The sequence below is a fragment of the Paraburkholderia sp. SECH2 genome, assembly GCF_030464795.1.
GTDB classification, from domain to species: Bacteria; Pseudomonadota; Gammaproteobacteria; order Burkholderiales; family Burkholderiaceae; genus Paraburkholderia; species Paraburkholderia aspalathi.
The window spans coordinates 43,739-70,392 of sequence record NZ_JALPRH010000008.1 but is presented as its reverse complement, the minus strand read 5'-3'; the positions used below and the strand labels follow the sequence as shown (position 1 = coordinate 70,392).

The window sequence follows — 26,654 nt, the reverse complement described above, 5'->3', positions numbered from 1 at the left end:
GCGGACGGTTACCGTCACGCGTGCGGTCGGTGCCAAATGCGTCACGCGGACGCTTTGACGTGCCCATTTGTCTGAAGAGAGGAGAAGTCTCATGGTAGTCGCCGTGTACCCGGGCACATTTGACCCGCTGACGCGCGGTCACGAAGACCTCGTTCGGCGCGCGTCGAGCATTTTCGACACGCTGGTGGTGGGCGTTGCCGACAGCCGCAACAAGAAACCATTCTTCACGCTGAAAGAGCGTCTCGACATTGCTCATGAAGTGCTCGGGCATTACCCGAACGTTCAGGTGATGAGCTTCAAAGGGCTATTGAAGGACTTTGTCCGCAGCAATAACGCCCGGGTCATCGTGCGTGGCCTGCGCGCCGTCTCGGACTTCGAATATGAGTTCCAGATGGCCGGCATGAACCGCTATCTGCTGCCGGACGTCGAAACCATGTTCATGACGCCGTCCGATCAATACCAGTTCATCTCCGGCACCATCGTGCGTGAAATCGCGCAACTGGGCGGCGACGTCAGCAAGTTCGTGTTCCCGTCGGTCGAAAAATGGCTGAAGGAGAAGGTTGCCGCGCTGGATCCGAATGAGGGTCTCTCGGCGGGACAACCGTAACCGGCGTAAACTGTCGGATTGACGGATCAAAGCTGGCTTCGGCCGGCGCGAAGTGAGAGAAGTATGGCCTTGATGATTACCGACGAGTGCATCAATTGCGACGTGTGCGAGCCTGAGTGCCCGAACGACGCAATTTCGATGGGCCCGGAAATCTACGTGATCGACCCGAAGAAATGCACCGAGTGTGTCGGCCATTTCGACGAACCCCAGTGTATTCAGGTGTGCCCAGTCGAGTGCATTCCGCGCGACCCCGAGCATCTGGAATCGGCGGAAGGTCTGATGGCGAAGTACCACGCGCTGCAGGCAGCCAAGGGCGCGTGAGCATTGGATGATGGAAAACGGCGAGGCGGCCGCCTCGCCGTTTTCTTTTGTGGCAACGCTTTGTGTCTGTCGCGCGTGAGCTTGTCCCGATCGCTCGCTATCCCACCGTCACCCGACGTAAGCGCTGAAAATGTCGCGCAGTGCGTCCAGCAGAATGTCGCATTCGGCGTCAGTGCCGACCGAGATTCGCAGATGTTGGTCGATTCGCGCCGCCTTGAAATGGCGCACGAAAATTTCCTTTTCCCTTAGCCGTGCCACGAGCGTCGCTGCGTCGTAGCCTTCGTGACGCGCGAACAGCAGATTCGCCGCCGACGGCACCACCTCGAAGCCCAGTGCCGTCAAGCCTGCCGCCAACCGCTCACGGCTCGCAATCACTTTGGCGCAGGTGTCTCGGAACCATGCATCGTCCTCGTATGCAGCGATGGCCGCGACTTGCGCCAGGCGGTCGAGCGGATACGAGTTGAAGCTATCCTTCACGCGGTTCAGTGCGTCGATCAGTTCCGGATTGCCGAACGCGAAGCCGACTCGCATGCCGGCCAGCGAACGCGACTTCGATACCGTCTGTATCACCAGCAGGTTGGGATAGCGGTCGATCAGCGCGATGGCCGATTCAGCGCCGAAATCAACATAGGCCTCGTCGATCACCACGACCGATTCGGTATTTCTCGCCACCAGACGCTCGATATCGGCGAGCGGCAGTGGTCGTCCGGTCGGCGCGTTCGGGTTCGGGAACAGGATGCCGCCGTTGGGCGTCGTGTAGTCGTCGACATCGATGGCGAAGCTGTCGTCGAGTGCGACTGTCCGATAGTCGACTTCGAAGAGCCGCGCGTAGGTCGGGTAGAAGCTGTATGTGATATCCGGAAACAGCAGCGGTTTGTCGTGCTTCAGCAAGGCCTGAAAGGTGAGTGCGAGCACTTCATCCGAGCCGTTGCCTGCGAACACCTGTTCCGGGCGAATGCCGTGATATGCGGCTACCGTTTCGCGCAACTTGCGCGCGGTCGGGTCGGGATAGCGCCGCAGCGACTCGCACGCGTCGCCCAGTTCTTGCCGGATCGCCTCAAGTACGCGCGGCGACGGCGGATAGGGATTCTCGTTGGTGTTCAGCTTCACCGGATGCGCAACCACGGGCTGCTCGCCCGGCACATACGGCGTCAGACGGTGGACGATGTCACTCCAGTAGCGGCTCAAGCGATTTCTCCTGTCGATGGCGATACGGGCGAAGCGGATGCGGGCAGGGTCCGCTCAGGGATTGCGGTGGAGCTGCATCATCGCCCGCTCGAGTTCGCCTTTGATGATCTGCGGCATCACGGCCAACGCACGTTCGATCGACGCATCGATCACGTCCTGCTCTTCCCGCCGCGGCGGCTTCAGCACGTAATTGGCGACGTCCGGTTTGGCGCCGGCTCGCGCGCTTTCGGGAATCAGGTCACGCGGATGGCCGATGCCGATCCGCAGCCGCCAGTACTGTTGCGATGACAGATGCGCGGTGATGTCCTTCAGCCCGTTATGACCGCCGCTGCCACCACCGAGCTTCAGCTTGACGCTGCCCGGCGGCATGTCGAGCTCGTCATGCGCGACCAGAATTTCGTCCGGAAGAATCTTGAAGAACTGCGCAACCGCCACGACCGACTGCCCCGAGCGGTTCATATATGTTTGCGGTTGCAGCAGATGCACTTCTTCGCCGTGAAGCCGGGCCTTCGCATAGAAACCGTGAAAGCGCCGCTCGTCGCGTAGTGTTGTGCCTGCTTCGCGCGCCAGTTGATCGACCAGCCAGAAGCCGGCATTGTGGCGCGTCGCGGTGTATTCAGCGCCCGGATTGCCGAGCCCGACGATCAGCTTGATCATGATTGCATAGGTCCATCTGGCCTCGGCGCCGAACGCGACCGAGCCGAAAAAAACCGAAAAAAAACCCGCCGGGGCGAACCTCGGCGGGTCACATCGACCGTTTCATTGAAACGGATCGAGAGGATTGCTTGCTCAGCGCCAAAAAGGCACTTAGGCAGCCGGCGTTTCGCCTTCGCCTTCAGCAGCAGCGGCGTCGCCTTCGGCGATTGCGCCAGCCGGGATCGTTGCCGATGCGACGACCGGGTTTTCTGCGTCAACGTGAGCAACCAGTGCCACACCTGCCGGCAGGACGATGTCCTTGGCGTGCAGCGAGTGACCAGCTTCGATCGTCGCCAGGTCAACTTCGAGGAATTCCGGCAGTGCCGACGGCAGGCACTCGATTTCGATTTCGTTGAGGACGTGCGAGATCACCGCGCTCGACAGCTTCACTGCCGGGTTGGTTTCCTGGTTCATGAAGTGCAGCGGCACCTTGGTGTGCAGCTTCTTCTTCGCGTCGACACGTTGGAAGTCCACGTGCAGCACGAGCTGACGGAACGGGTGGTATTGCACGTCGCGCAGCAGAACCTGTTGCGACTTGCCTGCCACTTCCAGTTCGAGGATCGACGAGTGGAAAACTTCTTTCTTCAGCGCGTGCCAGAGTGCGTTGTGGTCCAGTTCGACCAATTGCGTTTCAGCACCAGCGCCATATACGATGCCCGGGGTCTTACCCGAGATACGCAGGCGGCGGCTCGCACCCGTACCTTGCAAGGAACGCTCGAAAGCGACTACTTTCATGTTGAATCTCCAATGCACTGCCCGCGACCAGGCAGTAAAAACGGGGCCTCCAAGCCATTACGGCTGAGGCCCCAGAGCGATGGCACGAACCTTCGTTCGTTCATGCCAATTGTGCAAAAGTGCGGCGTGCGGTACTGCTATGCGCGCCGCGCCTTCGCAAATACTTAACTTTCAGCGAACAGCGACATCACCGAATCGCCGCGGCGAATCCGCGAGAACGTTTCGGCGAGCAGGCCGGCGCTGGTCAGCGAACGGATCTTGGCGCACGAGCGGGCTTCTTCGCCGAGCGGGATCGTATCGGTAACAACGAGTTCGTCGAGTGCCGAAGCTGCAATTCGCTCGCCTGCACCGCCCGACAGAACCGGGTGGGTAGCGTAAGCGAACACCTGCTTCGCACCGCGTTCCTTCAAAACCTGAGCTGCCTTGCAGAGCGTGCCTGCGGTGTCGACCATGTCGTCCATGATCACGCAGGTGCGGCCTTCGACTTCACCGATGATGTTCATCACTTCGGCAACGTTCGCCTTCGGGCGGCGTTTGTCGATGATCGCGAGATCGCAATTCAGTTGCTTGGCCAATGCACGGGCACGCACCACTCCGCCGACGTCTGGCGAAACGACCAGCAGGTTCTCGTAGTTCTGCTTGCGCAGATCGCCGAGCAGCACGGGCGTAGCGTAGATATTGTCGACCGGGATGTCGAAGAAGCCTTGAATCTGGTCGGCGTGCAGATCCATCGTAATGATCCGCTCGACGCCGGCGATTTCCAGCATATTCGCCACGATCTTCGCCGAGATGGCGACGCGCGCCGAACGCGGGCGTCGATCTTGACGGGCATAACCGAAGTAGGGGATAGCTGCGGTGATCCGGCCTGCGGATGCGCGCTTGAGCGCATCGACCATGATCATCAGTTCCATCAGATTGTCATTCGCCGGCGCGCACGTGGATTGCAGGACGAAGACATCCTTGCCACGCACGTTTTCCTGAATCTCGACCTGGATTTCGCCGTCCGAGAAACGGCTGACCATTGCTTTGCCGAGGGGAATACCGAGGATTTTGACGACTTCCTGTGCAAGCGCGGGATTTGCGTTGCCAGTAAAAACCATCAGGCCGTCATGGCTGCTCATCGTGCACCTACTTCAGGCTGGGGGCGAGGGAAATGCGAGAATTTTTGGCAGGGGAGGAAGGAGTCGAACCTTCGAATGCCGGAATCAAAATCCGGTGCCTTAACCAACTTGGCGACTCCCCTACACTAACTTTGAGCTTCACCGAACGAGGGAACGTTCGACGATGCAAAACTTATGACGCGAAAGTAAAGAGTGGATGCTGATCGAGACTTGCAGTTACTGCGCTGTTCCATTCGCGAGGCAGTTTGGCTTGCGCCGCTTCTGCTTCAGCTTTGCTACGGAACGCTGCAAATACACTTGCACCTGATCCAGACATCCGCGCTGGTGCGATGTCTTCAAACCATCGCAGCACTTGCGCTACTTCCGCGTATTTTCCCACGACAACCTGCTGCATGTCATTGCGGCCAAAACTTTCTGGCCAGTCAGTGTTGCAGCTAAGTTCTGCAGGAAAGTCCGTAATTATGAGGGGTTTCGAATCTCTTGTCAACGCTTTTTCGGAAAAAATCGCTGCAGTTGGAACGTGAACCCTCGGTGTCACCACCAGGAAATGGCGCGGCGGCAATTGTACAACGTCTAAAGCCTCTCCGACACCCTGTGCGAACGCATTTTTCCCAAAAACAAAAAATGGCACGTCCGCACCGAGCTTCAACGCCAGCGCTTGCAACTCCAGTCGCGGCAAATCGAGTTTCCAGAGGCGGTTCAGCGCGAGTAACGTGGTGGCCGCATCGGAGCTGCCGCCGCCCAGACCCGCGCCCATTGGCAGGCGCTTGTCGATTTCGATATCGACACCTGCGGGCGAGCCGGTATGCGCTTTCAGGAGCGTTGCTGCGCGCACGGTGAGATCGTGTTCCGGCGGCACGTCGGCGATCTCAGTGCTGCGCGTGATGAGGCCGTCGTCACGCCGCTTGAAGTGCAGGATGTCGCCCCAGTCGAGCAACTGGAAGACGGTTTGCAGCGTGTGATATCCGTCCGGCCGGCGGCCGGTGATGTGCAGGAAGAGGTTCAGTTTCGCTGGCGCGAGGCAATCGCGCAGCGAGTCGGTCGTTTCAATCATGAGTCAGGGCTACATGCGCCATAGCGGCGCCGAAGAAGCGGCAAAGGTTGCGCGAACGGGCGCGGCTACTGAACTACTGATCCAGCACGAGCTTGATGTCGAGCGGCGGTTCCGAGCGGCTCAGATTCACGCGCTTCACGCCGGTGGCCGGTGCGTCCGCATACGCCAGGTAATCGATCGTCCAGCCGTCCTGCGTGATCTGCTTCAGACGCGAAGGCTGCTCAGGATCCTTCTCGGTTTTCGCGCGCGACGTCGGCGCAGGCGACGGTTGCAGCCAGTAGCGCAGCCCTTCGACCGGCAGCGCGAAGCCGAGCGCGTTCTGCATCAGCGTGGAGACGTTGTCGGCGGTGAGCGGTTGGCGATTCGGCAGTTCGAGCGTGGCCGAAGCAGGCGACGAAGTCACGATGGCAAGCGTCTGCCCGAGCGGATTGCGCAATTGCAGGGTGACCGTGTCACCCGTTTCCTGCCAGGTGAAATTGCCATAGGCATTGCGCTGCTGGCCGTTCTGATCGTTGTACTGGACCGCGAAACGGCCTTGATAGGCACGCGAGGTCTGGGCAGTGACGGACGTTGCCGCATTCGACGTGGACGGCCCCTGCGGCTTAACCGATGCACAACCAGCCAACGCGACAACCGCTGCCGCTACGAATCCGAGCGCCGCGCCACGCGGCGCCCGGGGATAGGAGATCAAGCGGGAAAGACGCATCAAAGATCGTTCACCTGAAGACGTTGAAGCGTTTTGACCAGGGTGTCGTTGTCCGGTTCGAGCTTGCGTGCGTCGCGGAAAGCGGCACGAGCCTGATCCTGCGCGCCGGTTTTCCACAGCACTTCGCCGAGATGCGCGCCGATTTCGGCGTTCGGCTGGAGGTCGTACGCTTTGCGCAGCAGCTTGATGGCATCCGACGTATCGCCCATCCGGTACTTGACCCAGCCGACGCTGTCCATGATGAACGCGTCGTTCGGCGCCAGCGCCGAGGCCCTCTCGACCAGCTTGTCCGCTTCCGGCAGCCGCTGATTGCGATCGGCCAGCGAATAGCCGAGCGCGTTATAAGCCTGCGGATTGTCCGGCTGCGTCTGGATCAGCTTGCGCAACTGCGCTTCCATGACGTCGTAATGGCCGGTTTTTTCGGCGGCCATCGCGTAGTCGTAGGTCAGATCGGGGTCGTCCGGGAAATTCGCGGTGGCCTGCTGCAGGCGTGTTTCCGCTTCCGGGTAGCGCTTCGCGTCGAACAGAATGGCCGCGTCGGTGCGCGCAATCAACGCCTGGTCGCGCGGATCGGGTGCCTGCAGGTTGGCCAGCAGCTTGCGCGCGTCTTCAGTCTTGCCCTGCTTGGCGAGCAATTGCGCCCGAGTGATCTGCGCCGGCACGAACTGCTGGCTCGCTGGCGAAACCTTGTTCAGCCAGTCGCTCGCGGCCGCTTCGTTCTTCTGTTCCAGCGACAGTTGCGCAAGATAGATATACGCCTGGCCCGGATCGGCGCCTGGCGTTTTCTCGGCTTGCTGCGCGTACTGGGTCAGATAGGTCTGCGCCTCGGGGAAATTCTTCTGCTGGATCTTGATCAGCGCGAGCGCCATCAGCGGCGTGAGGTCGGTCGCGTTGTTCTTGTGCATGATCTCGAACTGCTTCTGCGCGTCGTCCAGACGGTCGCTCGCGAGATACATCTGCGCGAGCGCGAGACGCGCGTCATGCGATTTCGGATTCTGCTGCACGTACTTTTCGAGCGACGCGATGCCTTCCTTGCGCTCCTCCGGGCCCATCTGCGACAGCATCAGCGCGGCCGGCAAATAGTCCGGCTTGAGCGTGAGCGCCTGCTCGAGCGACTTGCGCGCGCCCGGTGCGTCGTCGGAAACGAGCTGCTGGCGCGCGATGGCCAACTGCGCCTCGGGCCGGTTCAGGTCGTTCTTCAGCAGATCCTGCAGCACATGCAAGCCGCCGATCCGGTTCGGGCCGCGCGAGAGCAGCAACTGCAGCGCCAGAATCGCGCTGCCGCGATTGTCGGCCGGCACTCTCGCGAGTTCACGGGCGAGGATCGGTGCGGCGTCGTCAGGCTTGCCGGACAGCACGAGTAGCGATGCATCGAGTTGCGCGGCGCGTTCCGAATCCGGCGCATACTGCTGCCACAATTGCGCGGCGGCCAATGCGTCTGACGGGCTTTGCGCGGCCAGCGCGATTTCCGTGGCGCGTTGCGCCATGCGTGGATCGTGCGTGTCGCGCGCGAGCGCGAGGTAGGTCTGGTAGGCGGGCGCGGGCTGATCGCGTTGCAGTGCGACTTCAGCGGCGAGCACCTGGAATACGATCTGGCTGGACAGCGGCACACCCGGCAGAGACTTCTGGTCTTCTGCCGTTGCCGGGCCGAGCGGGTCTGGCAGCGTGACGGACGTGTCATCCGAGTCTGGCGACGGGTCCTGCGCGTGCGCGGGCACGGCAGCCAGCGCCCAGACGGCGAGCGCGGCGGCACCGAGCATGCGGCGAGCGGACACGGCGTGCGGCACGCGGGATGCGCTAGCCGGGCGCTTCGAAAACAGCTTCACGAAGGACAAGTTCATGGAAATCCGTTCAATGTTTCGGACGATTGTAACGCGCTCGCTACAATAAGCGCACAACCACTCACGCAAGTTGCAGACCAGTTAGACATGCCAGAGTTGCCAGAAGTTGAGGTTACCCGAAGGGGAATCGAACCGTATGTGTCCGGGCGCAAGGTTGAACGCGTCGATGTGCGTACGCCCGCGCTGCGTTGGCCGATTCCGGCGGACCTTGCGAAAACCTTGCGTGGCAGCGTGGTGCGCAAGGTCGAACGGCGCGGCAAGTATCTGCTATTCGAGATCGACGCCGGCTGGTTCATTGTGCATCTCGGCATGACAGGCACGCTGCGCGTGCTGCGCCATGTGCCGCGTCCACCCGCTGCGGCGAAACACGATCACATCGACTGGATTTTCGACGAATTCATTTTGCGCTATCGCGATCCGCGGCGCTTCGGCGCGGTGTTGTGGCACCCGCGCGAAGCCGGTGGCGTGCTCGAGCATCCGCTGCTCGCGAGCCTCGGTGTCGAGCCGTTTTCGCCGGCGTTCTCCGGCGCGTTGATGCACCGGCTCACGCGCGGGCGCAAGGTGTCGGTGAAGCAGGCCTTGCTGGCAGGGGAAATCGTGGTCGGCGTGGGTAATATCTACGCGTCCGAAAGTCTCTTTCGCGCCGGTATCCGGCCTACCACCGCGGCGGGCCGCGTCTCGCTCGTGCGCTACGATCTGCTGGCCGACGCGGTGCGCGTCACGCTCGCCGCAGCGATCGAGAAGGGTGGCAGCACGCTGCGTGATTTCGTCGGCAGCGATGGCGAAAGCGGTTACTTTCAGCTCGACTATTTCGTCTATGATCGCGCGGGGCTGCCATGCCGCGTGTGTGGAACGCCGATCAAACAGATCGTGCAGGGGCAGCGTTCTACGTATTTCTGTCCCACCTGCCAGCGCTAAATTTTCGATGCCTTCTCGTATAAGCCCGTCCGCCGCGTCCGCTACGCCCGCTTTTCCTGTCATGTCTGATTTTTCCGCGCGGCTGATTGCGTGGCAGCGCCAGCATGGCCGTCATGATCTGCCCTGGCAGAACACGCGCGATCCGTATCGCATCTGGCTGTCGGAAATCATGCTGCAGCAGACGCAGGTATCGACGGTAATTCCGTACTACGCCAAGTTTCTTGCGCGTTGTCCGGATGTCGCCTCGCTCGCCGCCGCGCCGGCAGATGATGTGATGGCGCTGTGGGCCGGCCTTGGTTATTACTCGCGTGCACGCAATCTGCATCGCTGCGCTCAGGTGGTCGTCGAGCAGCATGGCGGTGCGTTTCCCGAGTCGGCCGACGAGCTCGCGGAATTGCCGGGCATTGGCCGCTCGACGGCAGCGGCGATCGCCTCTTTCGCGTTTGGCGCGCGTGCCACGATTCTCGACGGCAACGTGAAGCGCGTGCTGGCGCGGGTATTTGGCGTCGAAGGTTTTCCCGGCGAAAAGAAAGTCGAGAACGCGATGTGGACGCTGGCGGAATCGCTTCTGCCGTCCAACGCATCGGACGACGATGTCAGTGCCTATACGCAAGGCCTGATGGACCTCGGGGCAACCTTGTGCGTACGCGGCAAGCCGGACTGCCTGCGCTGCCCGTTCGCTGCCGACTGCGTGGCCAACGTGACCGGACGTCAGCGTGAACTGCCCACGGCACGACCGAAGAAAGCCGTGCCGACGCGCCGCACATGGATGCTGGTGCTGCGCGACGGTAACGCCGTGATGCTGGAAAAGCGCCCGCCCTCGGGCATCTGGGGTGGCTTGTGGAGCCTGCCCGAAGCCGCCGACGAAGCCACGCTTGCCGAGCGTGCACGTGCCTTTGGTGGCGACGGAGCGGTCTCACCGCTCGCGCCGCTCACGCACGTCTTCACGCATTTCAAGCTGGATATCGAGCCGCGGCTCGCTGAACTGGATCGTGGTGTGGGCGCATTGGCTGCGCTTAACGACGCGGACACCGCATGGGTCGCGTTAAGCGATCTCGATTCGTTCGGTGTACCCGCGCCGGTGCGCAAACTACTGGATAGTTTGCACGGCTCGCTGATCTAGCCAGCCGCGAGCCGAAAAAGCCGAAAGCACATCAAATCAAAGCAGCTGATGCTGCTGCATATAGTGATGAACCACGTCGATTCGCGCGCCGGCGTCCTGCAGTTCCATCAACTTTTGCCTTGCACGAAGGGCGATGGGCAACACTTCCGCAAGCCGGTTCGACACCCATGACGGATCTTCCAGCCTGAACGGTTCCGCGAACGGCAAGCTGTCCGGGTCGCGTTCGCGGATCGTGGCGATGATCCGTTCGAGCACTTCCGCGCATGCACCGAATTTGGCCAGTTGCTCATTGCCCTCGAGCGGGATGTCTTCTCCGAGCGGCTCCGCCATGCCGACCAGCAAGCCACTGCTTTCCACGCGATGCGAGAGCAGGCGAAAGCGCCGTGTGCCACGTGCCCGAATCAGCAACATGCCGAAGGCTTCAACATCGCACTCTTCGATCTCGGCGAGACAGCCAATTGCTTCGGGCACCGAAGGCTCTTCTTCGCGCGCCACTTCCGCGCCGCTTTTCAGCAGACACACACCGAACGGCGTTTTTTCACGCAGACACTCGCGCGCCATATCGAGGTAGCGCGCTTCGAAGATTTTCAGCGGCAGCAGTCCATCGGGAAACAGCACCGTATGCAGCGGAAACAGCGGCACATCGGCAAGCACAGTAGAAGAAGACATGGCGCAACGCTTCGAGTTAAGGCCGCGCGATGCGGCCGGTTAAGCCACTAACTTCGATGATTCGCCGGCATGAACCGGCGCATCGCGGTGCCGCACAATGACATTCGCTGACGTTGCGAGACGCGCGGCGAGCGTCTCAGCAATGAATACCGAGCGGTGCTGGCCGCCCGTGCAACCGATCGCGACCGTCAGATAACTGCGGTTGTCGTCACGGAAATGCGGCAACCATTTGGCGAGAAATTTTTCGATGTCGTCGATCATTTCATGCACGACCGGCAGCGCATCGAGAAAATCCCGCACCGGCTGGTCGAGGCCCGTGAGCGGCCGCAATTCATGATCGTAGTACGGGTTCGGCAGCGTGCGTACGTCGAAAACATAATCGGCGTCGAGCGGCACGCCGCGTTTGAAACCGAAGGACTCGAACATCAGCACGAGCCCCGCATCTTCCTGTTCGATGAAGCGTTTGACCCATGCGCGCAGCACGTTTGCGCGCAGATTGCTGGTGTCGATCTGATGGCCGAATTCGGCGAGGCCCGCCACGAGTTCGCGTTCGCGTTCGATCGCTTCGGCGAGCGACGTCAGCAAGCCGACGTCTGCATCATGCGCCGTGGAACCGGACAGCGGGTGGCGGCGGCGTGTTTCGGAAAAGCGTTGAATCAGCGACTGCGTGCTTGCGTTCAGGAAGAGTACACGCACATCGTGGGCGCGCGACAGGTCGCGGATCATCGCGGGCATTTCGTCGAGCGAAGCGCTCGAGCGCGCGTCGATGGCGACCGCGAGGCGTTCCTGGCCGTCGTCGGCGAGATAGTTGGCCAGTTGCGGCAAAAAACGCGGCGGCAGGTTGTCGACGCAGTAATAGCCTGCGTCTTCAAGCGCGTTCAGGGCAACTGATTTGCCGGAGCCGGAAATACCGGTGATCAGGATTATGCGCATGGAGTCGTGAAATCCGTACAGTTCATCATAGCATCTGGTCCCAGTGCGCGCGCCGTCGCAGCCTGCCGTTGGCTGCGGACGTCACACGGTGCCGCGGCGCGCGGATTCAGATCAATTTGCCGGGAAACTGGCTGTCCGGGTCCTGCATGGCCAGACGCTGGCGATCCATGAAGTCGCGCAGCGTATCGATGCCGCGCAGTTGCAGGATCGTGTTGCGCACGGCCGCTTCGACCAGAACCGCGAGGTTGCGGCCGGCCGCCACCTGAATCGTGACTTTGCTGATCGGCAGACCGAGCACGTCGACGGTTTGGCTTTCCAGCGGCAGCCGCTGGAATTCACCGTCCGGACGGCGCACCAGTTGCACGATCAGTTTCAGCTTCATTTTGCGGCGCACCGCGGTTTCACCGAAGATCGTCTTGATGTCGAGCAGGCCCAGACCGCGCACTTCAAGCAGGTTTTGCAGCAGCGGCGGGCAGCGCCCTTCGACGAAATCCGGCCCGAGGCGCACGAAATCCACTGCGTCGTCGGCAACGAGGCCGTGGCCGCGGCTGATCAGCTCCAGCCCGAGTTCGCTTTTGCCGAGGCCGGAATCGCCGGTGAGCAGCACACCCATACCGAGAATGTCGAGAAACACGCCATGCAACGTGGCGCGCGGCGCCAGAATGCGCGACATGTAGAGGCGCAGGCTGTCGATCACCGCGGCGGCGGACATCGGCGTGGTGAAAAGCGGCGTGGACGAGCGCGTGCAGCGCAGCACCAGTTCCGGCGGCGCGGCGACGCCGCCCGCCACCACCAGAAACGGCGGTTCCAACGCGATCAGCTCGGCCATGTGGCGCGAGCGGTCTTCGTCGGTTTGGCGCTTGTAGTAGTCGATTTCGGCGTCGCCGAGCACCTGGATCCGGTTCGGGTGGATCAGGTTCAAGTGGCCGACAAGGTCGGCGCTCGACGTGGCATTGGCGACCGATTCCGAAGAAAAGCCGCGCTCCCAGCCTTCATGCCCCGTCAGCCAGCTCAACTTCAGCATGGCGGCGTTGTCGTCGAAAATGCTCTGGGCGTTGATGCTGGACGTATCCATGAGTCGGTGACTCCCGTGTGGACCGCTTGCTTGGGAAAGGATGCGGCCTCGTTAACGCGGACCGCGCACCTCGCCTGGCTGTACCCGCCTGCAGGCGGGAAGCCGGGTGAATAGGCGACGTGCGGATAACCGCCGATGCATCAAGGTTGCCACTGAGTGAGCAGGCGATGCAACGATTCGCGGTCTTCTTCCGTGTGCAGGCGCTCGCGGGCTTCGCGATCGGACAGCAACTGGGCGATTTCCGAGAGAATTTCGAGGTGCTGCTGGGTGGCCTGCTCAGGCACGAGCAGGAAGATCAGCAGCGAGACCGGCTGACCGTCGGGCGATTCGAAGGGGATGGGTTCGGCAAGGCGGACGAATGCGGCGAGCGGCTGCTTCAAGCCTTTGATCCGGCCATGCGGAATCGCGACGCCTTCACCAAGCCCCGTCGATCCGAGGCGCTCGCGCGCAAACAGATTGTCAGTGACCGTGCTACGGGCGATGCCGTTCTGGTTCTCGAAGATCAGGCCCGCTTGCTCGAACACGCGCTTCTTGCTGGTGACCGATAGTCCGACGACGACGTTCTCGAGGGGAAGAAATTTGGCTAAACGATTCATGTTGACAGGCGAAAACGTGGCCTGGGTTCTCCTCGCTGGGGCGTTTGAGTGATGTTCCATTCGTTTGATGCTCACGGCGACGTGCGTTGAAGTCCGAAAGCGCAGGACTCCGGCCGACCGATTTCCGTTTGAGCTAACTTGACCCCGATGGTAACCGGAACATTATAGAACAGGGTAGCCACGGATGGTGCGGCGCGCCATCCATGCATCATGGGTTTCTTCGCAGGATTGATCCGGTCTGCCCGGCTGCCTGAAAAAGGCGCCCCGAAACGAAAAACCGCCCGGTCTCGGGCGGTTTGGCTGGGGATACGCAAATGCAGGCAAATGCGGGCGAATGAGGAAAACGAAGGAAAGTAAAGCAGGCCTTCTAATCTTCCTTATTGCGGCGGCACGTCCAGGATTGGTGCCGGCTGGTACTTGATCGCATCGTGCTGATGGCCTTGCAGGCGATCTTTATGGCGTATCACTTGCCGGTCGAGCTTGTCGATCATCAGATCGATCGCAGCGTAAAGATCGCTGTCACAGCTCTCGACGAAGATATCTTTGCCCTTCAGATGCAGGTTAATTTCAACCTTTTGACGCTTTTCCTTTTCCTTGTGGTTGTCGACCGAGAGGACCACACTGCCGTCGATGACCTGATCAAAATGTCTTAGCACCCTATCCAGTTTGGTGATCACGTATTCGCGCAACGCAGGCGTTACTTCGAGGTGGTGTCCACTGATCTGCAGATTCATAGTGCTTCTCCAAGCTAGAGGCCGCTTGTTCCGCACGATGACGAAGGTCCGGTCGATCTGTCGGCTTGCCTGAGTCGCCCCCCGGTGACTGACTTCTGGCAGGTCGCATCGGCCGGCCTGTCCGCCAACTGCGGAGCGGCCGGTAAATGCCCGTCGCGGGAGGCGGCGGGCTACAGAGACTTGCGCAGGTTGACTGCCGGAATCTTGAGGGCCTCGCGATACTTCGCAACGGTACGCCGTGCGACCACGAAGCCCTGTTCCGCCAGCAGTTCGGCTATGCGGCTGTCTGAAAGAGGAGATTTCGGGTTTTCCGCTCCTATCAGTTGCTTGATGAGCGCGCGAATCGCCGTGGAAGACGCCGCGCCGCCCGTGTCAGTCGAAACGTGTGATCCGAAGAAGTACTTAAATTCAAGCGTCCCGAATGGGGTCAGCATGTATTTACCGGTTGTCACACGGGAGACAGTTGACTCGTGTAGGCCCAGCGTATCAGCAATTTCTCGCAAAACCAAGGGGCGCATGGCAATTTCGCCGTGGACAAAAAAGCTCTTTTGACGCTCGACAATGGCTTGCGCGACCCTGAGGATCGTTTCGAAACGCTGCTGGATATTTTTGATCAGCCAGCGTGCTTCCTGCAGTTGCTGGCGCAACGATCCGCTGCCGGGATCACCCCGGTTATTACGCAAAATATTCGCGTACAGATGGTTGATCCGCAGCTTCGGTACCACTTCCGGATTGAGTTCCGCCTGCCAGCCCTGTGCCGTTTTGCGCACCATGATGTCCGGCACGACATAGTCCGCTTCCGCCTTGCCATAAGCGGCGCCGGGAAACGGCTCGAGCGAGCGGATCAAAACATGCGCATCGCGTAGATCGTCGTCGTTCGCCTTCAGGTGTTTGCGCAGGCGCGTGAAATCGCGCGCCGCGAGCAGTTCCAGATGATGGGCGACGATGTCGAGCGCAAGCGTGCGTGTAGACGAGTGGTCGAGCCGCAGCAATTGCAGCTTGAGACACTCGGACGCGGAGCGCGCGCCGACCCCTGCCGGGTCGAAGCTATGCAACAGCGCTAGCGCGGCGTTCATTTCGTCGAGATCGACCTCGAGCTCTTCGGGCAGATCGGTCAGCACTTCCTCGAGCGTGGCGGCAAGATAGCCGTCGTCGTCGAGCGATTCGATCAGGAAGGTGATCAGCGCACGGTCGCGCTGGCTCGCCTGGGTGACGCGAAGTTGCGCCATCAGGTGATCGCGCAGCGAGGTGCTCGATTCATGGATTTGCAGCGGCGGCAGATCGTCGTCGTCCGAGGCATTGCCGGAGCGGCCGTAGTCGCCGAGATCCCATTGCGACGCGTCGCCGTTGTTGTCGCTCGCGAGGCCGTTGTATTCGTCGACACCTTGCGGCTCGCCGTTCTCGGCGCGCTCGCTGCTGCTGGTGGACGAAGACGACGTATTGCCGCCCATCTGGTCGGACGGTGGGGAGGAATTGGGCGACTGGGCGATCAGTGAGCCGTCGGCCGCCACACGCAGGGGACTCGCGATCCAGTCGTCCTCATTCTCGAGGAGTGGATTCTGCGAGATCGCCATTGCGACTTCCTGCTGCAGTTCGAGCGTGGACAGCTGAAGCAGCCGGATGGACTGCTGCAGTTGCGGGGTCAGCGCAAGATGCTGCGATAGGCGGAGTTGGAGGCTGGCTTTCATGGCAAGTTGAGATTCATTGTAGAGAGTTTGCCACGACCGCGATACATTGCGACATTCGCAATTACGCGTGCGCCCGTTTTCGGCGGCGCTGGGCGCGGGACGGCCCAGGTCAAAAATGCTGATGTGCGGATGCCGCAAAGGGGCCGGCGGATGCACGCTCGCACCGCCGGCAATCCTTTGTGCACTTACATGCGGAAGTGCTCGCCCAGATAGACGCGCCGCACGCTTTCGTTCTCGATGATGTCGCTCGGCGCACCGGCGGCCAGCACGCTGCCGTCGCTGATGATGTAGGCGTGGTCACAGATGCCGAGGGTTTCGCGCACATTGTGGTCGGTGATCAGCACGCCGATATTGCGCTGCTTCAGAAATTTAACGATCTTCTGGATTTCCAGCACCGCGATCGGATCGACACCCGCGAACGGTTCGTCGAGCAGAATAAAGCTCGGATTGGTGGCCAATGCACGAGCAATTTCAACCCGCCGACGCTCGCCGCCCGACAGCGACAGCGCCGGATTCTCACGCAGGTGAGCGATCTGCAGTTCGTCGAGCAAGGCCTCGGTGCGGTTCGTAATGGTTTCCTTGCTGAGCCGCTTGCCGTTGTCTTCGACCTGCAATTCCAGCACCGCGCGAATGTTTTCCTCGACGCTGAGCTTGCGGAACACCGAGGCTTCCTGCGGCAGATACGACAAGCCCAATGATGCGCGCTTGTGAATCGGCAGCAAGCTGATCGACTTGCCGTCCAGGTCGATTTCACCTGCATCGAGCGGCACGAGGCCGACGATCATATAGAACGAGGTGGTCTTGCCAGCGCCATTGGGACCGAGCAGGCCGACCACTTCGCCGCTTTTCACGTCGAGCGAGACGTCTTTGACGACCGTGCGTGAGCCGTAGCGTTTCTTCAGGTTGCGGACTACCAGCGAACTGCTGGTGCCGGCCGGTTTGCGATTGGGGAGGGACGCGGAGGAACTCACTGGTTCGGTGCTCCCTGGATCGTGGTGGACGGCGCGAGCGTGGCCGACGCGCCGTTCAAGGGCGCTGCGCCGCCATTGCGCGGCGCCAGCATGGCGCGCACGCGGCCGGTCGGGTTGCCCGGGCCGGCGACGTCCTTACCCGCCTTAGCGGTGTAGAAGTCGCTCTGGCCGTCATAGGTAATGACGCTGCCGTGCACCTGGTCCATGACCGTTGAGAGGCCTTGCAGGCGCTTGACGGTGGCGTTGGTGGTGAGCGTGGTCAGATCCTGCTTGCCGTCGTAGTCGATCCGGATGGCCGTGCCTTCGATGTATTCATCGAGGCCTTCGCGCTTCTGGCGGAAATACGACAGATTGCCGCCGCTCGACGTGCCGGTGGCGTACTGATAGCCCTGTGGGTCTTGCGTCACTTCGACCCGATCGGCCCTGATCACGATCGTGCCTTTGGTGGCGACCACGTGGCCGGTGAAGATGTTGACCTGTTTGAGGTCGTCGTAAGTCATGTTGTCCGCTTCGACGTTCAGCGGCTTGTCCTTATCGGCGCGGTCGGCGTGCGCAAGCGGCGCGAAGCCGGCAAGCGGCAGCGCGACGAGCAGCGCAGCGAGTCCGGCGCGGCACGCGGACAGGGTGCGCGAGCGGCCGGTATCAAAACGGGGGAACGATTCGTTCATGCAGTCACGCCTGGAATGGATTACCCGGGTTGCTTGGGCGAGCTGACGGAGCCTTCGGACGCGGCAATCGCGCCCTTTACATTGCCGAACAGCTGCATCACCCGGGTGACGTTGTTGTAGTTCATGCCGCTGGCAGTCATCACAGACATGCCGCGCTGAAGTTTAACCGGCTTTTCGGTCTCGATCACATCGTCGTTGACCAGCACCCTAAAATGCTGCGAATCTGCCTGCATCTGCGGATCGCCGCTCCCGGCCGCCCGTACGATGCGCGCGTTGTCGTACAGATTGACGATCGAGGCGTCGCCGTTCACCGTGCCGGTGTCTCCGGTCGCGGTGACGATCGGCTTGCCGGGCTGAAAGGCGCGCATGGCCGGCTTGACCAGGTCGCTCAGCTCGTCATCCTCGTAGTGAATCAGGGACTGGGCGGTCAGACGGTATTGCGTCGAGCCCGACTGATCGAGCTCGGAAACCGAGAAATTGTCCGCGAAGTAGTCGGGCGTGTGCTCCTTGGGGCGCAGCACGCCTTCGTTCTGCCGCGGCAGCGTGGCTTGCAGCAGCCACCATGTAATGCCGGCGAGCGCGGCCATCGCGACGAGCGGAATCAGTGAGGTCCAGCGAAACCGATTCATCCGACGAGGCCTCGCTGTTCGCCGCTACAGGCTGCCGCGAGCAGCGCCTCATATTTGTGCTGCGCGCGCAGCAGGGTGTCGCAGACTTCGCGCGCCGCACCGTGGCCGCCGCGCGCCTCGCTGACCCAATGGGCGCGCGCGATCACTTCAGGATGCGAATTGGCCGGCGCCGCCGCGAAACCGACCTTCAGCATTACGCCGAGATCGACCCAGTCGTCGCCCATATAGCCGCATTGTTCCGCAGTCATGCCGGTTTGCTCGAGCAGGTCGGCGAACGCCTGGGGTTTGTCTTGCACGCCCTGATAGACGTGGGCGATGTTCATTTCCTTCGCCCGCACCGCGACGATGCCCGACTTGCGCCCGGTGATGATCGCCGTTTCGATGCCGGCCTGGCGCAGCAGCTTCATGCCGTGGCCGTCCATCGAGTTGAAGCCCTTCATCGTGTCGCCTTCCGCCGTAAACAGCAGGCCGCCGTCGGTCAGCACGCCGTCGACGTCGAAAATCATCAGCTTGACGCGGCTTGCGCGTTCAGTGGCGGTAAGGGGGGCGACGGGCATCAGATCACCTTCTTCGAGAACAGGTCGTGCATGTTGAGTGCGCCGATCAGCTTGCCTGCTTCGTCGACGACCAGCATCTGATTGATGCGGTGGCGCTCCATCAGTTCCACGGCTTCGACAGCAAGTTGATCCGGACCGATGGTGCGCGGGCCGGCGGTCATGACAGAGGCGATCGACAGTTCGCGGAAATCGCCGTCGCGTTCGAGCACGCGGCGCAAGTCGCCGTCGGTGAAGATGCCGGTCACGTGATCGTTGTGATCGACGATCGCCGTCATGCCCATGCGTTTGGCGGTCAGTTGGAACAACGCGTCGCGCACGGTTGCGTCAGGCGTCACCTTCGGCACCTGGTCGTCGGTGCGCATCACGTCGCGCACATAAGTCAGCAGGCGGCGGCCGAGGGCGCCGCCCGGATGCGAACGGGCGAAGTCGTCCCGGCCAAAGCCGCGCGCGTCCAGCACCGCGACCGCGAGCGCATCGCCGAGCGCGAGCGCGGCGGTGGTGCTGGCGGTGGGCGCAAGATTCATCGGACAGGCTTCTTTTGACACGCCAGAATTCAGATGCACGTCGGCCAGTTGTGCGAGACTCGACGACGGACGGCCCGTCATTGCAATCAGCTTCGCGCCGAGCCGCTTGATGAGCGGCAGGATCGCCACGAGTTCTTCAGTTTCACCGGAATTGGACAGCGCGAGGAACACGTCGTCTGCCGTCACCATGCCGAGGTCGCCATGACTCGCTTCCGCCGGGTGAACGAAGAACGCCGGTGTGCCGGTGCTGGCGAGCGTGGCCGCGAGCTTGCGGGCCACATGGCCGGATTTGCCGATGCCGGAAACGACAACGCGTCCACGGCAACCCAGGATGAAGTCGACCGCCCCGACGAAACCATCGTCGAGTTGATCGCGAAGCGCGCGCACGGCGTCCGCTTCGATGTCGAGCACGTCGCGAGCGAGCGCGAGTGCCCGGTCGCCATTGATTTTCGCTATCATTCGCGGAGTATAGCAAAGGCGCTTGTTCGCCGCGCCGGGCCTGCTGTGCCAAGCCGCTGTCTTTATTGCTGCCTTTACCGGCCCCTCAACCTTGTCGCACGGCCTTTCTCGTGCGCGGTTCCGCTGACGAACGAGGACGCTTTACCGATGCGTTTTAGCCGATGATTTCCCCCCTCGAAATGACGCTATTCCTGCTGCTGGCATCAGTGGCCGGAGTGGTGACTTTTCGCTTTCTGAATCTTCCACCGATGCTGGGCTATCTGACGGTCGGCATCGTCGTCGGGCCGCACGCGTTCGGTTTGATTCCCGATTCGGTGGGCGCACAGAACCTGGCCGAGTTCGGCGTTGTGTTCCTGATGTTTTCGATCGGGCTGGAGTTTTCGCTTTCCAAACTGCGTTCGATGCGCCGGCTCGTGTTCGGCTTGGGCCTGTTGCAGGTGATTGGCACGATTGCCGTGGCGGTCACGCTCGGCTTCGTGCTGGAACGCTGGGTGCACATTACGTGGCAGGCGAGCGTGGCGCTGGGCGGCGCGTTGGCGATGTCGTCGACGGCGATCGTCAGCAAGATGCTCGCTGAGCGGCTCGAGATCGAAACCGAGCACGGCCGCAACATCTTCGGTGTGCTGCTATTCCAGGATCTGGCGGTGGTGCCGCTGTTGATCGTGATCGCGGCGCTGGGCGGCGATTCGAAAGATCTCGTCAGCGCGCTCGGGGTGGCCGCGATCAAGATCGTCGTGGCGTTAGCGCTATTGTTAATAGTGGGTCAGCGCTTCATGACGCGCTGGTTCAACGTGGTCGCGCGCCGCCGCTCGCAGGAATTGTTCATTCTCAATCTGTTGCTGGTGACGCTCGGCGCGGCGTTCATCACGGATAAGTTCGGCCTGTCGCTCGCGCTCGGCGCGTTCATCGCCGGCATGTTGATCGCCGAAACGCCGTACCGCCATCAGGTGGAAGAGGACATCAAGCCGTTTCGCGACGTGCTGCTAGGCCTCTTCTTCGTCACGACCGGCATGCTGCTGAATCCGCGTGTGATCTGGGAGCATCCGTTCATCGTGCTCGGCTTCCTGGTCGGCCCGATCCTGCTGAAGGCGGTGATGGTGACCGGGCTCTCGCGCCTGTTCGGTGCGTCGCCGGGTGTCGCGATGCGCACCGGTATCGGCCTCGCGCAAGCCGGTGAGTTCGGCTTCGTGCTGCTGAACCTGATTCTCGACAAGCATCTCGTCGACGCTACCCTGTTGCAGGCGATTCTCGCGGCGATGCTGCTGTCGATGCTGGCCGCGCCCTTCATGATCCAGAACGCCGATCGAATCGTGCTACGGTTGTCGTCGACTGAATGGATGATGCAGTCCTTGCAGATGACGCGTATTGCAACGCAGAGCCTGAAGCAAAGCGGTCACGTGATCATTTGCGGCTACGGCCGGGCCGGGCAGAATCTGGCGCGCATGCTGGAGCACGAAGGCTTGTCTTATGTCGCGTTGGACCTGGACCCCGATCGCGTGCAGGCCGCTGCCGCGGCCGGTGAATCCGTGGTGTTCGGCGATGCGGGGCGGCGCGAATCGCTGCTTGCCGCCGGTATCCATCGCGCCGCGGCGATCGCGATTACCTATGCGAACACGCCGTCGGCATTGCGCGTGCTACACAATATTCACGAGCTTGAGCCGACGCTGCCGGTGATCGTTCGTACCGTCGACGACGCCGATCTGGAAAAGCTGCTGGCCGCCGGCGCGACCGAAGTGATTCCGGAAATCGTCGAGGGCAGTCTGATGCTGGCCTCGCACACGCTGGTGCTGATGGGCGTGCCGATGCGGCGCGTGGTGCGGCGGGTCGAGGAAATGCGCGACGAGCGCTACGCGCTGCTGCGCGGCTATTTCCACGGCGCGGACGACATGGAAGACGACGACGGCCACGAACAGGTGCGGCTACAATCGGTGCCGGTCGACGAAAACTCGGACGCGGTGGGCCGAACGCTGGCGGAATTGGGCCTGTTCGATCTGGGCGTCGAGGTGACGGCCATTCGGCGGCACGGCATTCGCGGCGTCGAGCCGGACCCGTCCACCAAGCTGCGCGCGAGCGACATCGTGGTGTTGCGCGGTCTGCCCGAACAGCTGGCCGAAGCCGAAGAACTGCTTTCGAAGCATCGCCGCGCGGGCGCCGCTGCGGCCTAGCAACAACGGTGCGACCGGCGTGGCGTTGCCTGGGTGTGGTTTCGGCGAGGCCGGCGTTGCCGGCCACGGCTGAGCCGCTTGCGCCTCGCCGGCCGAACCTGATTTAGCCTTTCATCGGACCCGCCGAGGTCCATCCGGAGACATCATGTCCAACGCGCTCGCGAGCGCGCCGCTCGATGCGGCCGACTACATCAAAAGCCATATCCGCACGGTGCCCGACTGGCCGCAGCCGGGTGTGCAGTTTCGCGATATCACGCCGCTCCTGCAGGAGCCGAAGTCGCTGCGCGTGCTAATCGATCTGTTCGTCCAGCGCTATATCGATGCGAAGCTCGACTACGTCGCCGGGCTGGATGCGCGCGGCTTCATCATCGGGCCGATTCTGGCTTACGAGCTGAACCTCGGCTTCATTCCGATCCGCAAGCAGGGCAAGCTGCCGTACAAGCGGGTCGCGCAATCCTATGAGCTGGAATACGGCACCGCGACCGTCGAGATTCACGAGGACGCCTGCAAGCCGGGCGACCGCGTCGTGATCATGGACGATCTGATCGCCACCGGCGGCACAATGATGGCCGGCAAGATTCTGCTCGAGCGGCTCGGCGCGGTGGTGATCGAAGGGGCGGCGATTATCGATTTACCTGACCTCGGCGGCTCGGCCTTGCTGCGCAAAGCGGGCCTGCCGCTCTATACGGTGACTGAATTCGCCGGCCATTGAACGCGGAATGCCAACTTCTTCCTGCACACAACGAAGGTAAGAAAAGATGCCCAACTTCCTGTTGTTCCTCGCGACCTCGATCGCCATCACGATGGCGCCCGGCCCCGACAATCTGCAAGTGCTCGCGCGCGGTATCTCGCAAGGCCGCGCGGCGGGTCTCGTCGCCGCGCTCGGCTTTGCCGCCGGCATCACGTTCCACACCACGTTGGCCGCGCTTGGCGTAGCCGCGTTGCTGCGTTCGTCGCCGGTTGCGTTTGAAGTGATCAAGCTGGCGGGCGCTGCCTATCTGATCTGGATCGGCATCAAGGCGCTGCGCAGCCAGGGTCTCGCCACCGCGCACGAGCGCGCGCCGCAACCGTTGAAGGCGGTGTTTCGCCAGAGCGTGCTCGGCAATCTGCTGAACCCGAAGGTGACGCTGTTCTTCGTCGTGTTCCTGCCGCAATTCGTGCAACCGCACGGCACGCAAAGCGTCACGGCGCAGATGCTCGAACTCGGCGTGTTGTTCATGTTGCAGACCGTGGTGGTGTTTTCGCTGTTCGGCGTGTGCGCGGGGATGATCGGCGGTTGGCTGAAGCGCCGGCCGCGCGTGGGCGTGTGGCTCGATCGGCTTGCTGGCGCGACGTTCATTGCAATCGGGATTCGCGTCGCCTTGCGCGATTGAGGCTATTGAATCGACAGGACACCGCTACGCTGGCTGACACCAACCGAACGCAGCTGAAGACCAGTTTGGAGTTTTGAATGACTTTGCCTTGCATCACCGCCGCGCGTCGCTTCGACATAGACGCGCATCTGCCGTTCTGGATCGACGCCGAGCAGGTCGGCTGGATTCGCTCGACTGATGTGCCCTTGCTCGCGCGCTGGCCCGATGTGTTTGAAATCGACAATACGCGCGTCACGCTCGCGCCCGCGTTCAACACTGTCGATCTGCGCAGCGCGGCGCTCGGTTCCGTGATTGGCGCACTTGCCGCCGAGGGCCGCATTCCCGGCTGGCGCAACGAGACTTACGCGATCCGCAATGCGTTCGATGCACCGCCGCTCGCCTGCATCGAACGCGCGGCGTCGCGCTTCTTCGGCACGATGACCTACGCGGTGCATCTGAACGGCGTCGTAGAATACGCGGATGGCGCGCCGCAATTGTGGATCGCGCGCCGCAGCGACACCAAGGCCACCGACCCGGGCATGCTCGACAATGTCGTCGCAGGCGGGATTGGCTGGGGCTTCGGCATCGAGGCGACGATCATCAAGGAGTGCTGGGAAGAAGCCGGTATTCCCGAGGAGATCGCCGCGCGTGCCACGGCTGGACGCACTGCGCATGTGCTGCAATCGTTGCCGGAAGGCACGCAGGCCGAACAGATTTTTATCTACGACCTCGCGCTGCCGGCCGATTTCGCGCCGCGCAATCAGGACGGCGAAGTGGGTGAACACCGGCTCGCGCGCATCGACGAAGTGGCGGGCTGGATCGAAGAAGGCGCGATGACCGTGGATGCGAGTCTGGCTACGCTGGATTGCCTGCTGCGCCGCCGCTGGATCGACGAAGACGCGTGTCCGGGCATCGAGACGCTGTTCGCGCCACCGGTGCTTGCATAAGCGCTAGTCAGGCGCGGGTGCAGGTTCGGCGGACAAGCCAGATCACGCTGTAGCACGCTGCATCGAATAAGACACACCGAACAAACTACGCACTGAAGAAGGGAGTCACCCAGGTCATGTCGACCGATCACAGCTTTATCCTCAAACTGTCGTGCGCCGACCGGCCCGGCATCGTCCACGCGGTTTCGGGCTTTCTGTTCGAGCGTGGCAGCAATATTCTCGACTCCGCGCAGTTCGGCGATAGCCGCACCGGCGAGTTCTTCATGCGCGTGCATTTTCAGCAGGTCGGCGGCGATCCGGGCCAGGACGTGTTGCGTACGTCGTTCGCCACGCTCGCTGAGCAGTTCGGTATGCGCTGGGAATTGCACGATGCGTCGGTGAAGCCGCGCGTCGTCATCATGGTGTCGAAGATCGGCCATTGCCTGAACGACCTGCTGTTCCGCTATCGCACCGGTCAATTGGGTATCGAGATTCCGGCGATCATCTCGAACCACAAGGAGTTCTATCAGCTCGCGGCCAGCTATGACATTCCGTTCCATCACTTCCCGCTGATGGGCGGCACGCCCGACGCGAAGGCCGCGCAGGAAGCGCGCGTGCTTGAAGTGATCGACGAGCATCAAGCGGATCTGGTAGTGCTCGCGCGCTACATGCAGATTCTGTCGCCGCAACTGTGCGAATCGCTCGCCGGCCGCGCGATCAATATTCACCACTCGTTCCTGCCGAGCTTCAAGGGCGCGAAGCCGTATTACCAGGCATTCGACCGAGGTGTGAAGCTGATCGGCGCAACGGCCCACTACGTAACGACAGATCTCGACGAAGGTCCGATCATCGAGCAAGGTGTGGAGCGCGTCGACCACAGCATGACGCCGGAGCAACTGACGGCAATCGGCCGCGACGTCGAGTGCGTGACGCTTGCGCGTGCGGTGAAGTGGCACGTCGAGCATCGCGTCGTGTTGAACGGCAGCAAGACGGTGGTGTTTCGTTAAACGTAGTTGATGTGCTTGCAGTGGGGCGGTCAAGCCGTGGCCGCATCACCCCGCTGCAAGCTTGCGCCGAATGAGTCGGCGCTCCCTCTTCAGATCAAGAGCGCATTGCGGAGCCACTCGCATTCCGCGCGTCCGGCGCGAGCCGTGCGTTTTGTGCGGAACGGCGGCGCGCATTCAGTTTCTTCAGCCAGATCAGTAGTCCCGTTGCGCTCAGTACGGCGACTGCAATCCCCATCGCGCTAATCAGAATCCGTCCACCGATACCGAGGATGCGTCCCGAGTGCAGGGGGAATTGCACCTGCATGAAGATGTCGCCCGCTGTGCCCTTGCCAGGAATCTGCGCGCCGAGTTGCTTGCCGGTGGCCGCGTCCCAATACATCCACGGATTGCCCAGGCCGAGATCACCGTGATCGTTGCCGGTCGCGTAGAAGCCGACGCCGTAGGCATGCAGGAATTCCGCGTAGTAGACGCCGCCTGGCGGCACCTTCAGGTTCTGCGCCTTACCGGCTTGCTCGGCTAGCTGCACGATGCGCTCGCGGCTCAGCACCTGGTCGCCGGGCTGCGGCGCACGCAGAATTTCGGGGTTGTTGATCGGATCAGGCGTGAGCTTCGAGACTAGCGACACGACTGGCCGAACCACGGGCCCGGAGAGATTCATCGATACCGACGTTAGCGCGACGATCACCAGCAGGCCCCAGATCCACACGCCGCCCGAACGATGCAGATCGAAAGTGAGCGCATAGCCGCCACGTCCGAGGCGGAATGCAAACGACTTGCGCCATGCCTTGAGGCTCGGAAACGACAGCCATAGGGCGACCACGCTATCGAACAGCCACACGATTCCAACGATGCCCATCAGCCACGTGCCGATATCGACGCCGCCGGTGAACGGCAAATGCAACGTGTAGTGCAGCTTGTAGATGAACGGAATCAGATTGAGCCGCGCGAGTGAAACGGCGCCCCATTCGCGCCGGCCCTGGATGTCGCCGGTGGCGGGGTCGACGGCAATCTGGTTGAAGTCGAGCGGGTAGGGCTGCTTCGTCGCGGGGTTGGTACGCGGCAGCACCATCATCTGCAGCGTGTGGCCGGGTTCGGCGTCGAGCGGCAGATACGTCACCTGCAGGCGCGGATCGGCGGCTTCTACGCGGCGCGCCAGTTCGAGTCCGGACAGCGCCGGACCGGCGGTGCGCGCTTTGAAGAACGACGGGTTCAGCGCCGCATCGAGTTCGTGATCCCACGCGATGATCGCGCCGGTCAGGCCGGCGACGAACAGAAACAACGCAATGGCGACACCGAACCAGCGGTGCAGGCGGACGAGTTGCCGCCTCATGGGCGAGCCGGCGAAATGCGGCGGGAATTCTGACGGGGTGTCACGGCAAAGGCTAGGTGCA

Annotated in this window: 28 protein-coding genes and 1 tRNA gene; 9 read left to right on the top strand and 20 right to left on the bottom strand. The window is 62.0% G+C overall.

Annotated elements, in window-relative coordinates:
- Nucleotides 1-91: 91 nt before the first annotated feature.
- Together coaD and M0D66_RS16000 are read left to right on the top strand one after the other, a co-directional pair.
- Entirely contained in the window at nt 92-607 is a 516-nt protein-coding gene (gene coaD, locus M0D66_RS16005; protein WP_054035797.1) for a pantetheine-phosphate adenylyltransferase, read from the top strand.
- 63 nt (nt 608-670) lie between these two features.
- Nucleotides 671-928 (top strand): YfhL family 4Fe-4S dicluster ferredoxin, encoded by a 258-nt coding sequence (locus M0D66_RS16000; protein WP_093643699.1) that lies wholly within the window; start codon nt 671-673, stop codon nt 926-928.
- Nucleotides 929-1,036: 108 nt separating this feature from the next.
- Here the strand turns inward: M0D66_RS16000 and hisC are convergent, their stop codons facing one another.
- From hisC to M0D66_RS15960, 8 genes are all read right to left on the bottom strand, one after another.
- Complete coding sequence (gene hisC / locus M0D66_RS15995) at nt 1,037-2,116, bottom strand: histidinol-phosphate transaminase (RefSeq protein ID WP_266211000.1); 1,080 nt, start codon at nt 2,114-2,116, stop codon at nt 1,037-1,039.
- A gap of 54 nt (nt 2,117-2,170) precedes the next feature.
- Nucleotides 2,171-2,773, bottom strand: coding sequence for an aminoacyl-tRNA hydrolase (gene pth / locus M0D66_RS15990; RefSeq protein WP_211702890.1), 603 nt, complete (start codon nt 2,771-2,773; stop codon nt 2,171-2,173).
- A gap of 150 nt (nt 2,774-2,923) precedes the next feature.
- Nucleotides 2,924-3,547, bottom strand: coding sequence for a 50S ribosomal protein L25/general stress protein Ctc (locus M0D66_RS15985; protein WP_093643696.1), 624 nt, complete (start codon nt 3,545-3,547; stop codon nt 2,924-2,926).
- Between the two features lie 164 nt (nt 3,548-3,711).
- Nucleotides 3,712-4,668: a ribose-phosphate pyrophosphokinase gene (locus M0D66_RS15980; RefSeq protein ID WP_006048037.1), complete on the bottom strand. Its 957-nt coding sequence runs from the start codon at nt 4,666-4,668 to the stop codon at nt 3,712-3,714.
- 45 nt (nt 4,669-4,713) lie between these two features.
- A tRNA-Gln gene (locus M0D66_RS15975) sits at nt 4,714-4,790 on the bottom strand.
- Nucleotides 4,791-4,840: 50 nt separating this feature from the next.
- Nucleotides 4,841-5,722, bottom strand: coding sequence for a 4-(cytidine 5'-diphospho)-2-C-methyl-D-erythritol kinase (gene ispE / locus M0D66_RS15970; RefSeq protein WP_266210999.1), 882 nt, complete (start codon nt 5,720-5,722; stop codon nt 4,841-4,843).
- Nucleotides 5,723-5,795: 73 nt separating this feature from the next.
- Nucleotides 5,796-6,428, bottom strand: coding sequence for a lipoprotein insertase outer membrane protein LolB (lolB, locus tag M0D66_RS15965; protein WP_093643692.1), 633 nt, complete (start codon nt 6,426-6,428; stop codon nt 5,796-5,798).
- A complete protein-coding gene (locus M0D66_RS15960; RefSeq protein ID WP_256455579.1) occupies nt 6,428-8,269 on the bottom strand; it encodes a tetratricopeptide repeat protein in 1,842 nt (613 codons plus the stop codon). Before M0D66_RS15960 ends, lolB begins: the two co-directional genes overlap by 1 nt.
- Nucleotides 8,270-8,356: 87 nt before the next feature.
- Here M0D66_RS15960 and mutM point away from each other — a divergent pair, with 87 nt between their 5' ends.
- Nucleotides 8,357-9,187, top strand: coding sequence for a bifunctional DNA-formamidopyrimidine glycosylase/DNA-(apurinic or apyrimidinic site) lyase (gene mutM, locus M0D66_RS15955; RefSeq protein ID WP_054035812.1), 831 nt, complete (start codon nt 8,357-8,359; stop codon nt 9,185-9,187).
- Nucleotides 9,188-9,194: 7 nt separating this feature from the next.
- Nucleotides 9,195-10,310, top strand: coding sequence for an A/G-specific adenine glycosylase (gene mutY / locus M0D66_RS15950; protein ID WP_256455577.1), 1,116 nt, complete (start codon nt 9,195-9,197; stop codon nt 10,308-10,310).
- Nucleotides 10,311-10,346: 36 nt separating this feature from the next.
- Here mutY and M0D66_RS15945 read toward each other — a convergent pair whose 3' ends face one another.
- From M0D66_RS15945 to kdsD, 11 genes are all read right to left on the bottom strand, one after another.
- Entirely contained in the window at nt 10,347-10,979 is a 633-nt protein-coding gene (locus tag M0D66_RS15945; RefSeq protein ID WP_054035816.1) for an LON peptidase substrate-binding domain-containing protein, read from the bottom strand.
- A 39-nt stretch (nt 10,980-11,018) separates the two neighbouring features.
- Nucleotides 11,019-11,912, bottom strand: coding sequence for an RNase adapter RapZ (rapZ, locus tag M0D66_RS15940; RefSeq protein WP_093643686.1), 894 nt, complete (start codon nt 11,910-11,912; stop codon nt 11,019-11,021).
- Nucleotides 11,913-12,018: 106 nt separating this feature from the next.
- Entirely contained in the window at nt 12,019-12,987 is a 969-nt protein-coding gene (gene hprK, locus M0D66_RS15935; protein ID WP_012431656.1) for an HPr(Ser) kinase/phosphatase, read from the bottom strand.
- Nucleotides 12,988-13,127: 140 nt separating this feature from the next.
- The gene (locus M0D66_RS15930; RefSeq protein ID WP_074285509.1) at nt 13,128-13,643 is read right to left on the bottom strand and encodes a PTS sugar transporter subunit IIA; all 516 of its coding nucleotides are present in this window, start codon (nt 13,641-13,643) and stop codon (nt 13,128-13,130) included.
- 317 nt (nt 13,644-13,960) lie between these two features.
- The gene (raiA, locus tag M0D66_RS15925) at nt 13,961-14,317 is read right to left on the bottom strand and encodes a ribosome-associated translation inhibitor RaiA (protein ID WP_054035819.1); all 357 of its coding nucleotides are present in this window, start codon (nt 14,315-14,317) and stop codon (nt 13,961-13,963) included.
- A gap of 170 nt (nt 14,318-14,487) precedes the next feature.
- Nucleotides 14,488-16,005, bottom strand: coding sequence for an RNA polymerase factor sigma-54 (locus M0D66_RS15920; RefSeq protein WP_256455576.1), 1,518 nt, complete (start codon nt 16,003-16,005; stop codon nt 14,488-14,490).
- Nucleotides 16,006-16,190: 185 nt separating this feature from the next.
- Nucleotides 16,191-16,976 carry an LPS export ABC transporter ATP-binding protein gene (lptB, locus tag M0D66_RS15915; RefSeq protein ID WP_093643681.1) on the bottom strand — a complete coding sequence of 262 codons (786 nt, stop codon included), beginning with the start codon at nt 16,974-16,976 and terminating at the stop codon, nt 16,191-16,193.
- Nucleotides 16,973-17,644, bottom strand: coding sequence for a lipopolysaccharide transport periplasmic protein LptA (gene lptA / locus M0D66_RS15910; protein ID WP_093643679.1), 672 nt, complete (start codon nt 17,642-17,644; stop codon nt 16,973-16,975). Before lptA ends, lptB begins: the two co-directional genes overlap by 4 nt.
- Nucleotides 17,645-17,664: 20 nt before the next feature.
- Entirely contained in the window at nt 17,665-18,273 is a 609-nt protein-coding gene (gene lptC / locus M0D66_RS15905) for an LPS export ABC transporter periplasmic protein LptC (protein WP_266210998.1), read from the bottom strand.
- A complete protein-coding gene (locus M0D66_RS15900) occupies nt 18,270-18,830 on the bottom strand; it encodes an HAD family hydrolase (RefSeq protein WP_093643675.1) in 561 nt (186 codons plus the stop codon). Before M0D66_RS15900 ends, lptC begins: the two co-directional genes overlap by 4 nt.
- Nucleotides 18,830-19,813, bottom strand: coding sequence for an arabinose 5-phosphate isomerase KdsD (kdsD, locus tag M0D66_RS15895; protein ID WP_054035827.1), 984 nt, complete (start codon nt 19,811-19,813; stop codon nt 18,830-18,832). The genes M0D66_RS15900 and kdsD overlap by 1 nt, the downstream gene beginning before the upstream one ends.
- Before the next feature lie 161 nt (nt 19,814-19,974).
- Between kdsD and M0D66_RS15890 the strand changes: the two genes are divergently transcribed.
- The 5 genes from M0D66_RS15890 to purU all read left to right on the top strand — a co-directional run bounded on the left by M0D66_RS15890 (nt 19,975) and on the right by purU (nt 25,263).
- On the top strand, nt 19,975-21,978 hold the full coding sequence (locus M0D66_RS15890) for a monovalent cation:proton antiporter family protein (protein ID WP_093643673.1): 2,004 nt from the start codon (nt 19,975-19,977) through the stop codon (nt 21,976-21,978).
- Nucleotides 21,979-22,123: 145 nt separating this feature from the next.
- The gene (locus M0D66_RS15885) at nt 22,124-22,690 is read left to right on the top strand and encodes an adenine phosphoribosyltransferase (RefSeq protein WP_266210997.1); all 567 of its coding nucleotides are present in this window, start codon (nt 22,124-22,126) and stop codon (nt 22,688-22,690) included.
- Nucleotides 22,691-22,736: 46 nt separating this feature from the next.
- Entirely contained in the window at nt 22,737-23,351 is a 615-nt protein-coding gene (locus M0D66_RS15880) for a LysE family translocator (protein WP_266210996.1), read from the top strand.
- Between the two features lie 77 nt (nt 23,352-23,428).
- Nucleotides 23,429-24,277 carry a DUF4743 domain-containing protein gene (locus M0D66_RS15875; RefSeq protein WP_266210995.1) on the top strand — a complete coding sequence of 283 codons (849 nt, stop codon included), beginning with the start codon at nt 23,429-23,431 and terminating at the stop codon, nt 24,275-24,277.
- A 116-nt stretch (nt 24,278-24,393) separates the two neighbouring features.
- Nucleotides 24,394-25,263 (top strand): formyltetrahydrofolate deformylase, encoded by an 870-nt coding sequence (gene purU / locus M0D66_RS15870; protein WP_054035832.1) that lies wholly within the window; start codon nt 24,394-24,396, stop codon nt 25,261-25,263.
- Nucleotides 25,264-25,357: 94 nt separating this feature from the next.
- Here purU and M0D66_RS15865 read toward each other — a convergent pair whose 3' ends face one another.
- On the bottom strand, nt 25,358-26,593 hold the full coding sequence (locus tag M0D66_RS15865) for a PepSY domain-containing protein (protein ID WP_200651391.1): 1,236 nt from the start codon (nt 26,591-26,593) through the stop codon (nt 25,358-25,360).
- Nucleotides 26,594-26,654: the final 61 nt, after the last annotated feature.

What these genes read in the sequence shown, in the direction of transcription:
- M0D66_RS15875 (WP_266210995.1), top strand. Translation starts at nt 23,429, where the DNA reads ATGACTTTGCCTTGCATCACCGCCGCGCGTCGCTTCGACATAGACGCG.
- hprK (WP_012431656.1), bottom strand. Translation starts at nt 12,987, where the DNA reads ATGGATACGTCCAGCATCAACGCCCAGAGCATTTTCGACGACAACGCC.
- M0D66_RS15880 (WP_266210996.1), top strand. Translation starts at nt 22,737, where the DNA reads ATGCCCAACTTCCTGTTGTTCCTCGCGACCTCGATCGCCATCACGATG.
- M0D66_RS15960 (WP_256455579.1), bottom strand. Translation starts at nt 8,269, where the DNA reads ATGAACTTGTCCTTCGTGAAGCTGTTTTCGAAGCGCCCGGCTAGCGCA.
- M0D66_RS15980 (WP_006048037.1), bottom strand. Translation starts at nt 4,668, where the DNA reads ATGAGCAGCCATGACGGCCTGATGGTTTTTACTGGCAACGCAAATCCC.
- lolB (WP_093643692.1), bottom strand. Translation starts at nt 6,428, where the DNA reads ATGCGTCTTTCCCGCTTGATCTCCTATCCCCGGGCGCCGCGTGGCGCG.
- raiA (WP_054035819.1), bottom strand. Translation starts at nt 14,317, where the DNA reads ATGAATCTGCAGATCAGTGGACACCACCTCGAAGTAACGCCTGCGTTG.
- M0D66_RS15985 (WP_093643696.1), bottom strand. Translation starts at nt 3,547, where the DNA reads ATGAAAGTAGTCGCTTTCGAGCGTTCCTTGCAAGGTACGGGTGCGAGC.
- purU (WP_054035832.1), top strand. Translation starts at nt 24,394, where the DNA reads ATGTCGACCGATCACAGCTTTATCCTCAAACTGTCGTGCGCCGACCGG.
- M0D66_RS16000 (WP_093643699.1), top strand. Translation starts at nt 671, where the DNA reads ATGGCCTTGATGATTACCGACGAGTGCATCAATTGCGACGTGTGCGAG.
- lptC (WP_266210998.1), bottom strand. Translation starts at nt 18,273, where the DNA reads ATGAATCGGTTTCGCTGGACCTCACTGATTCCGCTCGTCGCGATGGCC.
- M0D66_RS15890 (WP_093643673.1), top strand. Translation starts at nt 19,975, where the DNA reads ATGATTTCCCCCCTCGAAATGACGCTATTCCTGCTGCTGGCATCAGTG.
- mutM (WP_054035812.1), top strand. Translation starts at nt 8,357, where the DNA reads ATGCCAGAGTTGCCAGAAGTTGAGGTTACCCGAAGGGGAATCGAACCG.
- M0D66_RS15865 (WP_200651391.1), bottom strand. Translation starts at nt 26,593, where the DNA reads ATGAGGCGGCAACTCGTCCGCCTGCACCGCTGGTTCGGTGTCGCCATT.
- kdsD (WP_054035827.1), bottom strand. Translation starts at nt 19,813, where the DNA reads ATGATAGCGAAAATCAATGGCGACCGGGCACTCGCGCTCGCTCGCGAC.
- M0D66_RS15920 (WP_256455576.1), bottom strand. Translation starts at nt 16,005, where the DNA reads ATGAAAGCCAGCCTCCAACTCCGCCTATCGCAGCATCTTGCGCTGACC.
- lptA (WP_093643679.1), bottom strand. Translation starts at nt 17,644, where the DNA reads ATGAACGAATCGTTCCCCCGTTTTGATACCGGCCGCTCGCGCACCCTG.
- M0D66_RS15930 (WP_074285509.1), bottom strand. Translation starts at nt 13,643, where the DNA reads ATGGAACATCACTCAAACGCCCCAGCGAGGAGAACCCAGGCCACGTTT.
- M0D66_RS15945 (WP_054035816.1), bottom strand. Translation starts at nt 10,979, where the DNA reads ATGTCTTCTTCTACTGTGCTTGCCGATGTGCCGCTGTTTCCGCTGCAT.
- mutY (WP_256455577.1), top strand. Translation starts at nt 9,195, where the DNA reads ATGCCTTCTCGTATAAGCCCGTCCGCCGCGTCCGCTACGCCCGCTTTT.
- M0D66_RS15900 (WP_093643675.1), bottom strand. Translation starts at nt 18,830, where the DNA reads ATGCCCGTCGCCCCCCTTACCGCCACTGAACGCGCAAGCCGCGTCAAG.
- rapZ (WP_093643686.1), bottom strand. Translation starts at nt 11,912, where the DNA reads ATGCGCATAATCCTGATCACCGGTATTTCCGGCTCCGGCAAATCAGTT.
- M0D66_RS15885 (WP_266210997.1), top strand. Translation starts at nt 22,124, where the DNA reads ATGTCCAACGCGCTCGCGAGCGCGCCGCTCGATGCGGCCGACTACATC.
- ispE (WP_266210999.1), bottom strand. Translation starts at nt 5,722, where the DNA reads ATGATTGAAACGACCGACTCGCTGCGCGATTGCCTCGCGCCAGCGAAA.
- coaD (WP_054035797.1), top strand. Translation starts at nt 92, where the DNA reads ATGGTAGTCGCCGTGTACCCGGGCACATTTGACCCGCTGACGCGCGGT.
- pth (WP_211702890.1), bottom strand. Translation starts at nt 2,773, where the DNA reads ATGATCAAGCTGATCGTCGGGCTCGGCAATCCGGGCGCTGAATACACC.